The organism is Terrabacter sp. NPDC000476, from assembly GCF_040300125.1.
GTDB lineage: Bacteria > Actinomycetota > Actinomycetes > Actinomycetales > Dermatophilaceae > Terrabacter.
Map to the genome: position 1 here is coordinate 2,076,131 of NZ_JBEPDF010000001.1, position 12,622 is coordinate 2,088,752.

The 12,622-nt window shown below is 72.4% G+C and carries 15 protein-coding genes; 3 read left to right on the forward strand and 12 right to left on the reverse strand.

The annotated features are described in order from the left end of the window. Positions 1-86 precede the first annotated feature (86 nt). From ABT295_RS09775 to ABT295_RS09790, 4 genes are all read right to left on the reverse strand, one after another. Complete coding sequence (locus tag ABT295_RS09775; RefSeq protein WP_352394159.1) at positions 87-1,091, reverse strand: inorganic phosphate transporter; 1,005 nt, start codon at positions 1,089-1,091, stop codon at positions 87-89. A gap of 7 nt (positions 1,092-1,098) precedes the next feature. Next, entirely contained in the window at positions 1,099-1,719 is a 621-nt protein-coding gene (locus ABT295_RS09780) for a DUF47 domain-containing protein (RefSeq protein WP_352394160.1), read from the reverse strand. A gap of 160 nt (positions 1,720-1,879) precedes the next feature. Continuing rightward, positions 1,880-2,155: a hypothetical protein gene (locus ABT295_RS09785; protein ID WP_352394161.1), complete on the reverse strand. Its 276-nt coding sequence runs from the start codon at positions 2,153-2,155 to the stop codon at positions 1,880-1,882. A 267-nt stretch (positions 2,156-2,422) separates the two neighbouring features. Next, the gene (locus tag ABT295_RS09790) at positions 2,423-3,034 is read right to left on the reverse strand and encodes a hypothetical protein (RefSeq protein ID WP_352394162.1); all 612 of its coding nucleotides are present in this window, start codon (positions 3,032-3,034) and stop codon (positions 2,423-2,425) included. A 202-nt stretch (positions 3,035-3,236) separates the two neighbouring features. Between ABT295_RS09790 and ABT295_RS09795 the strand changes: the two genes are divergently transcribed. Next, positions 3,237-4,022 (forward strand): sigma-70 family RNA polymerase sigma factor, encoded by a 786-nt coding sequence (locus tag ABT295_RS09795; RefSeq protein WP_352394163.1) that lies wholly within the window; start codon positions 3,237-3,239, stop codon positions 4,020-4,022. Between the two features lie 112 nt (positions 4,023-4,134). Then, a complete protein-coding gene (locus ABT295_RS09800) occupies positions 4,135-4,740 on the forward strand; it encodes a mycothiol transferase (protein WP_352394164.1) in 606 nt (201 codons plus the stop codon). A 44-nt stretch (positions 4,741-4,784) separates the two neighbouring features. Here ABT295_RS09800 and ABT295_RS09805 read toward each other — a convergent pair whose 3' ends face one another. Beyond that, positions 4,785-5,312, reverse strand: a complete 528-nt coding sequence (locus ABT295_RS09805) for a YbhB/YbcL family Raf kinase inhibitor-like protein (protein WP_352394165.1) — start codon at positions 5,310-5,312, stop codon at positions 4,785-4,787. A 284-nt stretch (positions 5,313-5,596) separates the two neighbouring features. On the opposite strand from ABT295_RS09805, the gene ABT295_RS09810 reads away from it, so the two are divergent. After that, positions 5,597-6,178, forward strand: a complete 582-nt coding sequence (locus ABT295_RS09810) for a hypothetical protein (protein ID WP_352394166.1) — start codon at positions 5,597-5,599, stop codon at positions 6,176-6,178. Positions 6,179-6,185: 7 nt separating this feature from the next. Here ABT295_RS09810 and nagB read toward each other — a convergent pair whose 3' ends face one another. From nagB to ABT295_RS09845, 7 genes are all read right to left on the reverse strand, one after another. Continuing rightward, complete coding sequence (nagB, locus tag ABT295_RS09815; protein ID WP_352394167.1) at positions 6,186-6,971, reverse strand: glucosamine-6-phosphate deaminase; 786 nt, start codon at positions 6,969-6,971, stop codon at positions 6,186-6,188. A 9-nt stretch (positions 6,972-6,980) separates the two neighbouring features. Beyond that, positions 6,981-7,715 carry an N-acetylmannosamine-6-phosphate 2-epimerase gene (locus tag ABT295_RS09820; RefSeq protein WP_352394168.1) on the reverse strand — a complete coding sequence of 245 codons (735 nt, stop codon included), beginning with the start codon at positions 7,713-7,715 and terminating at the stop codon, positions 6,981-6,983. Then, positions 7,712-8,605: an ROK family protein gene (locus ABT295_RS09825; protein WP_352394169.1), complete on the reverse strand. Its 894-nt coding sequence runs from the start codon at positions 8,603-8,605 to the stop codon at positions 7,712-7,714. Before ABT295_RS09825 ends, ABT295_RS09820 begins: the two co-directional genes overlap by 4 nt. Continuing rightward, complete coding sequence (locus ABT295_RS09830; RefSeq protein WP_352394170.1) at positions 8,602-9,306, reverse strand: GntR family transcriptional regulator; 705 nt, start codon at positions 9,304-9,306, stop codon at positions 8,602-8,604. Before ABT295_RS09830 ends, ABT295_RS09825 begins: the two co-directional genes overlap by 4 nt. Before the next feature lie 20 nt (positions 9,307-9,326). Then, positions 9,327-10,154: a carbohydrate ABC transporter permease gene (locus ABT295_RS09835; protein WP_352394171.1), complete on the reverse strand. Its 828-nt coding sequence runs from the start codon at positions 10,152-10,154 to the stop codon at positions 9,327-9,329. Continuing rightward, a complete protein-coding gene (locus ABT295_RS09840) occupies positions 10,151-11,032 on the reverse strand; it encodes a carbohydrate ABC transporter permease (protein ID WP_352394172.1) in 882 nt (293 codons plus the stop codon). Before ABT295_RS09840 ends, ABT295_RS09835 begins: the two co-directional genes overlap by 4 nt. A gap of 101 nt (positions 11,033-11,133) precedes the next feature. Next, complete coding sequence (locus ABT295_RS09845; protein ID WP_352394173.1) at positions 11,134-12,480, reverse strand: extracellular solute-binding protein; 1,347 nt, start codon at positions 12,478-12,480, stop codon at positions 11,134-11,136. Positions 12,481-12,622 lie beyond the last annotated feature (142 nt).

A 12,622-nucleotide genomic window follows, 5' to 3' on the forward strand; every position in this document is an offset into this window, starting at 1 on the left:
CCCGACGACGAAGGGCCCCCGCGACCGGACGGTCGCGGGGGCCCTTCGTCGTGCCACCCGCCCGGGGGCGGTCGGCGCGGCGGTCGTCAGCGGAAGACGGACGTCACGTACCAGGCGAGGACGGCGACGAGGCCGGCTCCGGGGAAGGTCAGCACCCAGGCACCGACGATGTTGCCCGCGACGCTCCAGCGCACGGCCGAGAGGCGCTTGGTGGCCCCGACACCCATGATCGCGGACGTGATCGTGTGGGTCGTCGAGATCGGGGCGCCGAAGGCGAGGCCGGCGACGTAGAGGATCGCGGCGGCGGTCGTCTCGGCCGCGAATCCCTGCGGCGGGTTGAGGTCGATGATCCGCCGGCCCAGCGTGCGCATGATGCGCCACCCGCCGGCATACGTGCCGAGCGAGATGACGACGGCGGACAGCACGAGCACCCAGATCGGGATGCTGTCGCTGTCGTGGTGCCCCGAGATGTTGAGGGCGAGCACGACGACGCCTGCGGTCTTCGCGGCGTCCTGCAGGCCGTGGCCGAAGGCCATCGCGGCCGCCGAGGCCGTCTGCGCGAGGCGGAAGCCGCGCGTCACCCGCCCCGGGTTGGCGTTGCGGAAGATCCAGAAGAGGGCCGTCATGACGAGGTAGCCGAGGACGAGGCCGATGATCGGGGACGCGATCATCGGGATGATGACCTTCTCCCAGATGACGGTCCACTGCACGGCGACGCCGGCCACGAGGGCCGCTCCCCCGAGCCCGCCGATGAGGGCGTGCGACGAGGACGACGGGAGCCCGAACCACCAGGTCAGCAGGTTCCAGCCGATGGCGCCGACGAGAGCCGCTGCGACGAGCCAGAGGCCGTCGACGCCCTGCGGCTGCTCGATGATGCCGGAGCCGATCGTCTTGGCCACCTTGGCGCCGAAGAAGGCACCGAAGAGGTTGGCGACGGCCGCCATGGCGAGGGCGACCCGCGGCGTCAGCGCCCGCGTCGAGACCGAGGTCGCGATGGCGTTCGCCGCGTCGTGGAAGCCGTTGGTGTAGTTGAAGCCCATGGCCAGTGCGATGACCGCACCGACCCCGAGGACGGGGATGGTCGTGTCCATCAGCGGGTCAGGACTCCTTGACCGCGATGCCCTCGACGACGTGGGCCACCTTCTCGAACGCATCGGCGGCGTTCTCGAAGCCGTCGACGATGGCCTTGACCTTGATCACGTTGATCGGGTCGGGAGAGTTGTTGAAGAGCGCGGCCACCATCTTGCGGTGGAGCGAGTCGGCCTGGTTCTCGAGACGGTTGATCTCGATCCAGTAGCTCTTGAGGTCCTTCATCGAGCGCAGCCGCGGCATGGCCTCGGCCGTCACCTCGGCCATCCGGGCGAGGATCTCGAACTGCTCCGCGAGGCCCTCCGGGATCTCACCCATGCGGTAGAGCACGATGAGGTCGGCGGTCTCCTCGATGTAGTCCATGCAGTCGTCGAGCGACGCGGCGAGGTTGTGGATGTCCTCGCGGTCGAACGGCGTGATGAACGAGCTGTTCACCTTGTTGATGAGCTCGTGCGTCGCGTCGTCGGCGGCGTGCTCGAGCTCCTTGAGCCGGTCGGCCACCGTCTGCCGCTTCGAGGGCTCGACCTCGAGGAACCGGGTCAGCTCCCGGGTGGCCTCGACGAGCAGCTGTGCGGAGGAGGTGAAGAGGGAGAAAAAGCTCGTGTCCTGGGGTGTGAGGCGAAAACCCACGGGGTGCTCCGGTCGATCGAGGTCTGGTCCGGGGAAGATGCTACGGCGTAGTAGACGCTCCGACGCAACCGAGCCGTCGTCCCCCGTTCACCGCCGGGTCACGAGGGAGGTCGCGGGGTGGCGTCACGGGGTGGCGTCACGGGTGGCGTCACGGGTGCCGTCACGAGGCCGGGTCGACGACGGACGCGCTCGCGGCCGGGGTCCCGGAGGCGGCGTCGGGGCCGGCGTCGGGGCCGGCGTCGGCCGGCGCCTCGGTGGCGTTTCCCACGGCCGGGCCGACGGGTTCGCCGCCGATGCCGAGCAGCTCGTCGACCTCGTCGGGGGTGAAGTGGCGCGGGCTCGACGAGGCCGCCACCACGAGGTCGCTCACGAGCTCGATCTCATCGGCGAGCTCGACATCCAGCAGGTCGGCAGACCGCTCCTCCTCGGGCGTCATGCGCTCAATCTAGGGGGCGCTCGACCCGTTCGTGCGACGAAGCCCCGAACCAGGTCGCTCCGGACCCGTCGTCGTGCGCCGGGTGCGGCCGGCCGCTGCCGGGGAGGGGGTCGCGTCGGGTCGGGAGCGCCTCTCGGCACAGGGCCGCTCGGAGCGGCGATATTTGGGACCCGGGGCTACCGCGACCCGACGCACGAGCAAGGATAAACGCGCCGCAGCGGATCGCCAAAGGGATCGGCGAAGTCCGCCCCGGGCGCGTCGGGCCGCTCAGCCCAGGGCGCCCGTGCGCCACAGGTGGGCGCACACGCTGAGGTCCTGCGCCATGCCGAGCACGCTCGCGGCGCGCTCGGCGCTCTCGTCCCCGGTCGAGGTGTCGGCCCGCCCGGCGGAGACGACGCGGCAGAAGGCCGCCGCGCGCTCGAGGGCGACCGCGAGGTCACCCTCGAAGACCCCGCGCAGCACCTCGTCGATGACGCGGCTCATCTCCGCCGGCCCGGGCGGCTCGGCCGCACCGGCCACGGCGTGGTTGGGACCGGTGAACCGGATGCCGGCGGCGTAGTCGCGGCTCGCCTCCTCCGGGGCGCGGTGGACCCACTCGCGCAGGACGTAGAGGCGCCACAGGGCCCCGGGCAGCGAACGGGCGGGGCGCTGCGACCACAGCTCGGCCAGCGTCGAGAGGCCGATGTCGTCGACGAGGGCGACGAGCTTGCGCGTGACGGCGGGATCGGCAGCGGCCCGTCCCGCGTGGACGAGCGCGAGCGCCGTCTCGTGCGCGACGTGGATCTGCTCCGTCGGGTCGTAGGCGGGCCCGAGGGCCTCGAGCGCGGCCTCGCTGAAGAAGGCAGGCCGCCGAGGCGCCCGGTGCTCGCTCTCACTCATCCCAGCAGGCTAGCCCGGCGCCTGCCACGGGTGCCGCACGCGGGCTCGCGCGGGTCGGCGCGGCCTCCCCGGGTCGACCCCGGCACCGGTGGACGGGGTGCCGCACAACGTTGGACAGACCCTCTACTTGCATCCTGTTCATGCTTTGTCTAGGGTTTGTCACGTCGGTCAAGAAAGCGCCGCCACCTTTGATGGAGGACTCATGACCGACCCGTCGCGCGGCCCGCGCAAGGATGCCCGCACCCGAGAGCTTCTCGACACGATCCGCACCTGCACGAGCGAGACCGAGAAGGCGATCGCCCTCGAGACCGTGACCCGGCTGCACATGCCGCTGGCCCGCTCGCTCGCCCACCGCTACGCCGGCCGCGGCCTCGACCGCGAGGACCTCGAGCAGGTGGCCTTCCTCGCCCTGCTCAAGGCGATCCAGCGCTTCGACCTCGCGCAGACCACGGAGTTCGGGGCCTACGCGACGCCGACCATCACCGGTGAGATCCGGCGGCACTTCCGCGACCACGGCTGGCTCGTGCGCCCGCCCCGCGGGCTGCAGGAGCGGCGGCAGCTCGTCACCGACGCCCGCAACCTGCTCGAGCAGACCCTCGGCCACGAGCCCGACTGCGCCGACATCGCGGCCGCCCTCGACCTGACCCCCGAGCAGGTGCGCGAGGCCCAGGTGGCCTCCACCAACCTGCGGCCCGCCTCGCTCGACGCGACGACCGAGGGTGGGCGCCCGGTGCTCGACCTCGTGGACGCCCACGGCGACCGGGAGGGCGACCCCGGGCTCGACGACGACATCGTCGTGCGCACCGCCCTCGGGCGCCTCCCGGCCCGCGAGCGCCGGATCGTCGAGCTGCGCTTCACCCACGACATGACCCAGGCCGAGATCGCCGAGACGATGGGACTGAGCGCCATGCAGGTGAGCCGGCTGCTGCGTCGGGTGCTCGCCGATCTGCGCGAGCACCTCGGCTCCGCCGAGCTCCTCACGGCCTGAGGCCCGTTCTCCCTTCGGTGCACGCCCGCCACACGGGAACACCGGACGGACGGAGCGAGCGCAGGAACGGTCCCGGACGCGCTCCGTCCGGGACCGTTCCTACGCTCGCGCCATGACGACGAACTCCGGCCCTGACGGCGCACCCGACCCCACCCCGTGGGAGCCGCCGCCGGCGGGCACCGAGACGGAGCAGGTGCTCGGCGCGCTCGAGCGGCTGCGCACGACCTTCCGGTGGAAGGCCGACGCCCTCGACGAGGCCGGCCTGGCTGCGACGGTCGGAGCCTCGAGCCTCAGCCTCGGCGGCCTGCTCAAGCACCTGGCGGCTGCGGAGGACTTCCACCACACCGTCAAGCTGACGGGTGAGCCGCTCGGGGAGCCGTGGGTCGGCTTCGGCTGGGACGGGTCGACCGACTGGGACTTCGAGTCGGCAGCCCAGGACTCCCCCGAGCACCTCTACGACCTCTACGACGCCGCCGTGGAACGCTCCCGCGCCCGGCTCGCGGCGGTGCTCGCGACGGGCGGCCTCGACCAGCCCGTGCACGCGGGCGCGCCCGGACGGCACGCGAGCCTGCGCCGACTGCTGCTCGACCTCGTCGAGGAGTACGGCCGGCACACGGGTCACGCCGACCTGCTCCGCGAGGCCGCCGACGGCGTCACCGGGGAGGACCCGCCCGAGGGCTGGACGCCCCGGGCGGGCCGGTTCCGGCTACCGGGCTGACGGGACACCTGCTCGGGGGCTCGGCGTGCGACCCGCTCCGCGCCTCAGTGCTGGTAGGTGCCGTGCAGGACGGCCCGGCCCAGCGTCTTGAAGGCGAGGTTGAACGAGACGACGGCGGGCGACGCCGAGTCGTCGACGCCGAGCGTCGGCTCCGAGACCGCGTGCACGACGAAGAAGTAACGGTGCGGCATGTCGCCCTCCGGCGGCGCGGCCCCCATGAAGCCCGACGTGCCACCGTCGTTGCGCACGTGGAAAGCCTTGCCGGGCAGGGACGCCGACTCCGCGCCGGCGCCGGTGTCGAGCGACGTGACGTCGGCCGGGAGGTCGACGAGCACCCAGTGCCAGAAGCCCGACGGGGTCGGCGCGTCCGGGTCGAAGCACGTGACGACGTAGCTCTGGGTCCCCTCGGGTGCGCCGCTCCAGGACAGCTGCGGCGAGGTGTTGCCGGCGTCGGCGACCTGCGCGTCGGCGAGCGGGGCACCGTCGGTGACGTCGGTGCTCCTCACGTCGAACGACGCCACCGAGGGCAGCAGCTCGTAGGGGTTCGGGGCGACCGGTCGGTCGAGGCTCATGCGGTTCTCCCTCGCGTGGTGGGTGGTCGTGATCGGTGGGTGGTGCGTGGTCGTGGTGCGTGGTCGTCCGCCCTCCGCGCTGCCCGCCGTGGGGACGGCGGGACCGGGACAGCGGGTCCGGTACGGCGGCGTGGGCGACCTACGGGTGCGTACCCCTCCTGACGCTAACCGCAGCGCACCTGCCGCGACAGGGGCGCTCGACGGGACCGCGCCGACGCGTGCGACGCCGTGGACGCGCCGGTACCCTTTGGGGAGGAATCGGACACGACAGACAGGCTTCGCCGATGCGCGACGACGCCTCACCGGCAACCGGGACAGCTCCCCCGTCGAGCACCTTTCCCGCGCACGCCGTGCGGGAGTGGGCCGCGCGCCTCCACGAGCAGGAGCTGGCACGGCGGGACGCGTCCCCCCGGCGGCTCGCGTGGCCCTTCGCCGTGGCCGCCGCGCTGCTGGTCGGCGCCCTGGCCGTGGCCGTCCCGCGCCTCGTGGCGTCCGGGTGGGCAGGGCTGTCCGACGGTGGCGGGTTCGCGTTCGGCGCGGTCGTCGTCCTGGTGGCAGCGACCGTCGGCCTCCTCGTCGGCGGCGCCCTCCGTCTGCGACAGGCGCGGCGCCGGCTCGAGGTGGCGCGCCGGCGACCGGCGACGGTCGGCTCCCTCCCCGCTGCTGCTCGCGACCTCGTGCTCGACTCGCCGCAGCTGCGTTACCGCCTCCCCCGTGACGCGCCGGGGTTCGCGGCGGCCCGGGACGCCGTCGCGCGCTCGGCCCAGGTCGGCCCGTTCGCGGCCGGGGTGCTCGTGTGGGCCCTCGCGGTCGACGGGCGCGAGGACGGCACCCTCGAGCACTGGCTGCGCTGCGACGACGCCTGACGCGCGGTCAGGGTCGCTGCCAGTCGGGCTTGTTCGCCCAGACCTCCCGGTAGTAGTCGGCAAGCTCGAGGCGCGCGGCGGCCTCGGGGTCGAGGAGCACCGTGACGCGCGGGTGCAGCTGGAGGGCGGTCGCCGGCCACCGGGCGCTCACCGCGCCCTCGACCATCTGCCGCACGGCCTCGGACTTGGCGGCGCCCGTGGCGACGACGACGATCTCGCGGGCCTCGAGGATGGTGCCGACGCCCTGCGTCAGGCAGTGCGTGGGCACCGCGTCGAGGTCTCCGCCGAAGAAGCGCGCGTTGTCGAGCCGGGTCTGTCGGGTCAGCGTCTTGATGCGCGTGCGCGAGGCGAGCGACGACGACGGCTCGTTGAAGGCGATGTGGCCGTCGGTGCCGATGCCCAGGATCTGCACGTCGACACCGCCCGCATCGCGGATCGCCGACTCGTATGCGGCACAGGCACCCTCGACGTCCGACGCGCCGCCGTCGGGGCCGTGCACCCGCGACGGGTCGATGTCGACCTTGCGCGTGAAGATCTCGTCGATGACGGCGCGGTAGGCCTGCGGGTGCCCGACCGGCAGCCCGACGTACTCGTCGAGCATGAAGGCGGATGCCCCTGCGAGCGAGAGCTCGCCACGCGCCACCCGCTGCGCCAGCTCGTCGTAGATGCCGACCGGGCTCGACCCGGTGGCGACGCCGAGCACCGGGCTCGTCGAGCCGACGAGGGCGGCTGCGACGAGGTCCGCCGCCAGGGCGGCCGCCTCCCGGGCCGATCCGGCGATTCCGACGTCCATGGTCGCTCCTCAGGCGTTCTCGGCGCCGGAGTCGACCGGCTCACGGTGCGGACGGCGCGTCGCGTCGAGGTGGTCGATGAACGACCTCGTGATGCGTGTCGGGTGCGTGATCGCCGTGCCGACGACGACGGCATACGCGCCGGCGGCCAGGCACGCGGCCGCGTCGTCGGGGTGGCGCACCCGGCCCTCGGCGATCACCGGGAGGGTGAGCGTCGTGGCGAGCTGGGCGAGCAGCTCGAGGTCCGGGCCCACCGTCGCCGGCCGCTCGCCGGTGTAGCCGGCCAGCGTCGTCCCGACGCAGTCGGCGCCGGCCGCCACGCTGTGCAGGGCGTCGCCGAGGCTGCCGCAGTCGGCCATCACCAGGGCGCCCGCCCGGTGCACCGCCTCGACGCTGTCGCGCAGCGGCCGGCCGTCGGGACGGTCACGGGGGGTGCCGTCGAGGGCCACGACGTCGGCACCGGCCGCGGCGCAGGCGACGGCGTCGTCGACGGTGGGGGTGATGAACACACCGGAGTCGCCCCGCTTGACGAGGCCGATGAGGGGGACGTCGACGAGGGGCCGGATGGCTCGGAGGTCGTCAATGCCCTGGGCACGCACCGCGCGGGCACCGCCCTGCACGACGGCGAGCGCGACGGCCGCCATGATCTGCGGCGAGCGCATCGGCTCGCCGGGATAGGCCTGGCACGAGACGACGAGCTGCCCCTCCAGCGCGCGGAGCACGTCGGGCAGGGGGTCGGTGGTCACGGTGCCATCCTCCCCAGTGCGTGGAGGGCGGCGCCACGCAGGGCCGTCCGGGGGCCGGCATCGGCGACGACGACGGGGGTGCCCGCCGACGCGGGCATGAGGGTGTCCGCGTAGGCCTCGCGCAGGGCGGTCTCCCACACCGCCCCCGCCCTGGTCACGCTGCCGCAGACGGCGACGAGGTCGGGGTCGAGGGCGTTCGCGAGCGAGGCCGCCACGGCCCCGAGGGCCGCGCCGCCCGTCGTCAGCGCGGCCACTGCGGTCGCGTCGTCCGGCCGAAGGGAGAGCTCGTGCGCGCTCGCGACGCCCGGGTCCCCGCCGTTCGCGCGGTACCAGGCGAGGATGCCGTGACCGGAGGCCACCGCCTCGAGGTGGCCGGTCGCGCCGCACGGGCAGCGCAGCCCCCGCGCCTCGGCTGCCACGACGTGCCCGAAGTGGCCGCCGGCGTGGTGCGCACCCGTGAGCGGCTCGCCGTCGACGACGAGGCTGCCGCCGATGCCCGTGCCGGCCACGAGCGCGACGAGCGAGCGCGCCCCGTGATCCGCGGCGAGGGCGGTGCCGAAGGCGTTGCCGTCGCCGACGACCCACCCCGGCAGCCCCAGCACCTCGCCCACCTGCGCGGCGAGCGGCGTCCCCGCCCACCCCGCGATGCTGCTCGTCGCACCCAGCACCGTGCCGGTCGCCGTGTCGACGACCCCGGCGGTCGCGATGCCGAACGCCGCGTCGTCGGGGGCGCGCACCTGCTGGAGGGCGGTGACGGTCGCGGCCACGACGGCCGCGGCCCCCCGCGATGCCGGCGTGGGGACCGACACCACGTCCGAGCAGAGCTCACCGTCGTCACCGGCCCTGGCGACGGCGATCTTCGTCCCGCCGATGTCGGCGACGAGCATCATCCGGCGTCCCGGCTGATGACGAGGTCGTAGCCGTAGCGGTCGCCGCGGTAGATCGTCATGGCGTGCTCGACCGGTCGACCCGCTTCGGTGTAGGTGACCCGGGTGACCCGGAGCGCCGCCGCCCCGACGGCCTGGTCGAGGGCGTGGGCGGTCTCGCGGTCGAGGTTGACGGCCTCGATCGTCTGCGCCGCACGCTCGACGGTCCACCCCTGGGCCGCCATCTGCGCGTAGAGCGACGTACCGGGATCGACCGAGGCCCAGTCGATCCCGAGCGCGGGCAGGTGCACCCGCTCGAGCGCCATCGGGGTGCCGTCCGCGAGTCGGAGGCGCTCGAGGACGAACACCTCCTCCCCCGGCTCGATGCCGAGCCGGCGGGCGATCTCGGCCGAGGCGGCCGTCGAGCCGGTGGACCGGACGGTCGTCGTCGGGGTGAGGCCGCGCTGCTCCATGTCCTCGGTGAAGCTCGTCAGGCGCAGCGTCTTGGTGACGACGGCCGGGTCGGCCACGAACGTGCCGGAGCCCTGCACCTGGTAGACGAGGCCGCGCCGCACGAGCTGCTCGATGGCCCGGCGCACCGTCATGCGGCTGACGCCGAGCTGCTGCATGAGCTCGCGCTCGGACGGCAGGGCGTCGTGCGCCGCGAGGTCGCCGGCCCGGCGGCTCAGCTCGTCGGCCACGAGCTCGTACTTGGGACGCGTCATGGCGCCATCCTCGACCATCGTCATCCCTTCACCGCCCCGGCCGAGAGCCCGCTCACGAGGAAGCGCTGCGCGAAGACCGCGAAGAGCACGGGCGGGAGCGTCGAGAGGATCGTCGTCGCCGAGATGTCACCCCACCGGATGCCCGTGCTCGTCACGAAGTTGGCCGCGCCGAGGGTGATCGGCGTCGCCTCGGACGAGGAGAGCACGAGCGCGAAGAGGTAGTCGTTCCACGAGAAGATGAAGACGAGCACCGAGACCGCGACGAGCGTCGGGGCGAGGATCGGCAGCAGCACCGACCACAGGATGCGGTAGGTGTTCGCGCCGTCGACGGCCGCGGCCTCCTCGAGCTCGACCGGCACGTCGCGGAAGCCCGCCCCGAGCAGGATGATCGCGAGCGGCAGGTTGAGGAAGGTGTTGGCGAGGACCAGCCCGACGACCGAGTCGAGCAGGCCGAGGTTCGACATGAGCAGGAAGTACGGCACGGCGAAGAAGATCGCCGGGAGCAGCCGGAGGGCGCTCGACGCGTTGAGGATGAAGCGGCCCCCGAAACCGAGGCGGATGGCGGCATACGTGCTCGGCACGGCAATGGCCAGGACGAGCGCGACGGCACCGAGCGCGATGAGCCCGGAGTTGAGGAAGAAGCGGGGGAAGTCGTAGCCGGCCGCACCGAGCGCGTTCGCGTAGTGGTCGCCGGTGGGCGTGCCCAGCGTGAGCGCGCCCCGCGAGATGTCGCCGTCGGACTTGACGCTGACGAGCAGGGCGTTGAACCACGGCAGGTTGACGACGACCGCGACGACGCCGACGGCCGCGGTGGTCCACCAGAGCCGGGGACGGGAGGTGGCGGTCACGAGGCCTCCTTCCCGGAGGTGACGATGCGCTTGACGAGGAGCGGGACGAACGGGACCAGCGCGATGAGGACGATGGTCGAGGCGGCGGCCGCGAGGCCGAACTGCCCTGACTCGAAAGCGGTCTTGTAGATGTAGATGCTCATCGTCGTCGTGCTCGTGCCGGGCCCACCGGCGGTGAGGACGTAGATGACGTCGAAGGTGCGGATGGCGTCGATGAGCCGGAGGAAGACGGCCGCGAAGATGATCGGCCGCATGATGGGCAGCACGATCGAGCGCAGCGTGCGCCAGCGGCCGGCGCCGTCGATCTGGGCCGCCTCGAGCACGTCCGTCGGGAAGGACTGCAGGCCGGCATACATGATGAGGAAGGTGAACGGCGTCCACTGCAGCACGTCGAGCACGACGAGCAGGGGCACGACGGTGTCGGGCGCGAAGAGCGAGATGTCGAGGCCGACGCCGCGGAGCAGCTCGGGCACGAGCCCGATGTCGCCGTTGAGCAGGAGGCGGAACATGACGCCCATGAGGGCGGGCGCGATCATGATCGGCACGAGCAGCATCGTGAAGAAGACGCGCTTGCCGGGGAACTGGCGGTTCATCAGCAGCGCGAGGGCGAAGCCGAGCACCGTCTCCAGGGCCGTCACGACGAGGGCGAAGACGATCGTGAAGCGGGCGGCGGACAGGAAGCCCGGGTCGGTGAGCACCTCGGTGAAGTTCGAGAGACCGGTGAACGGGATCTCCGGGTCCTGCAGCGAGAGGCCGAAGAAGCCGGTCTGCACGCCCTGGAACACCGGGTAGGCGACGAGAACCGCGGTGAAGAGGATGAGCGGCGCGCCGAGCACCCACTTCGCGGCGGTGCCGCGCGAGGCCGTGGTGGCAGCCATGGGGAATGGATCTCCTTCGAGGACGGGCCGATTCGAGGATCGACAGGGACCGGCCGGGGCCGGCCGGGACCGCGTCGTGGCGGCCCCGACCGGGCGACGGGTCAGCCCAGCAGCTTCTGCAGGTCGGCGTTCGCGGTCTGCAGCGCGGTCTTGGCGTCACCCTGACCGACCCAGGCGCCGCTCAGCGCCTCGGCGATCTTGCTGTAGGCCTGGAACGTGTTCGGGAAGACCGGCACGGAGTAGCCGTACTTCTCGATCGACTCGGAGATCTTGTCGAAGGCGGGGTTGATCGACGCGTTCGCCTTGAGCACGCTCGGCACGGGCGGGATGCCACCGGCCTTGGCGTAGGCGGTCATCGCGTCGGTCGTCGCGAGGTAGCCGAGGAACTTCTTCGCGGCGGCCTTGTTGCCCGAGTACTTGTTGAGCGCGACCGCGAGGGCGTGGACGTGGGTCTTCTGACCGGGCACCGGCGCGATGGCGATCTTGCCGGCCACCTTCGGCGACTTCGCCGGGTCGTTGAGCTCGGCGAAGCCGGCCGACCACTGGAGGGCGAACGCGGCGCTGCCGGCCTTGAGGGCCGCCTGCGTCTCGGGGAACTCGGCCTGCGAGCTGTCCTTGGACGTCCAGCCGTTCGTGTAGATCGAGCGGTAGACGTTGACGGCCTTGAGTCCCGCCTCGCTGTCGAGGGCGGCCTTGCCGTCGGAGCCCGTCCAGCCCCCGCCCTCGCCCCAGAGCACGTCGTCCCAGATCATCGTGTTGTAGAGCAGGTTCTTGGCCTGCAGGATCGTGCCGTACTGCGTCGGCGACGACGGGTTGGCGTTCTTGCTGAACCACGCCGACATCGCGACGTAGTCGTCCCAGTCCCACTGCTCCGCCGGATTGGGGTCGCGCTTCTCGCCGATCGCCTTCTGGGCGACCGCGGCATACGCCCCCCACTGGCCCTTGTCGGACAGCAGCGCGTCGAGCAGGTCCTTGCGGTAGAGCAGGAAGTGGTTGCTGACGTCGAGCGGCAGGGCGAACTGCTTGCCCTCGTACTTGAGACCGTCGACGGCCACCGGGAAGTAGTTGCTCGCGTCGACGTCGCCGAGCGGCTCGAGCGCGTTGGAGAACTGCCCGACGTTGTAGCTCGCGACGAAGTAGATGTCCTGCTGGCTCGACTTGGCGGCCATCAGCGTGGACTCCTTCGAGAAGGTGTCCTGGCGCGAGAGGAGGGTCATGTCGACCTTGACCTTGTCCTGCTGCCCCTGACCGGCGTTGTAGGCGGCGACGACCTTGCTCATCGCGTCGCCTTCCGGGCCGGGCCACAGCACCATCTTGACGGTGCCCTGCCCGTTCCCCTCGTTCCCGGCGGCGGCGTTCGAGCCGCCGCCCCCCGTGCTCGGCGTGCAGCCGGCCAACGCCACGCCCACCGCGGTGAGCATCACCAACCCGGTGGCTTTCGCCTTCATGCGATCTCCCTAAGTGGTACGGACCAATATGGGGAGGATAGGCGAGCACTCGGGCGCAGGTCTAGGGGTTGCCACAGATTGGTACGAACCACTTTTGATGCACCTGCGACACCCCGCAGAGCGGGCGCACATCGTGCCAGCA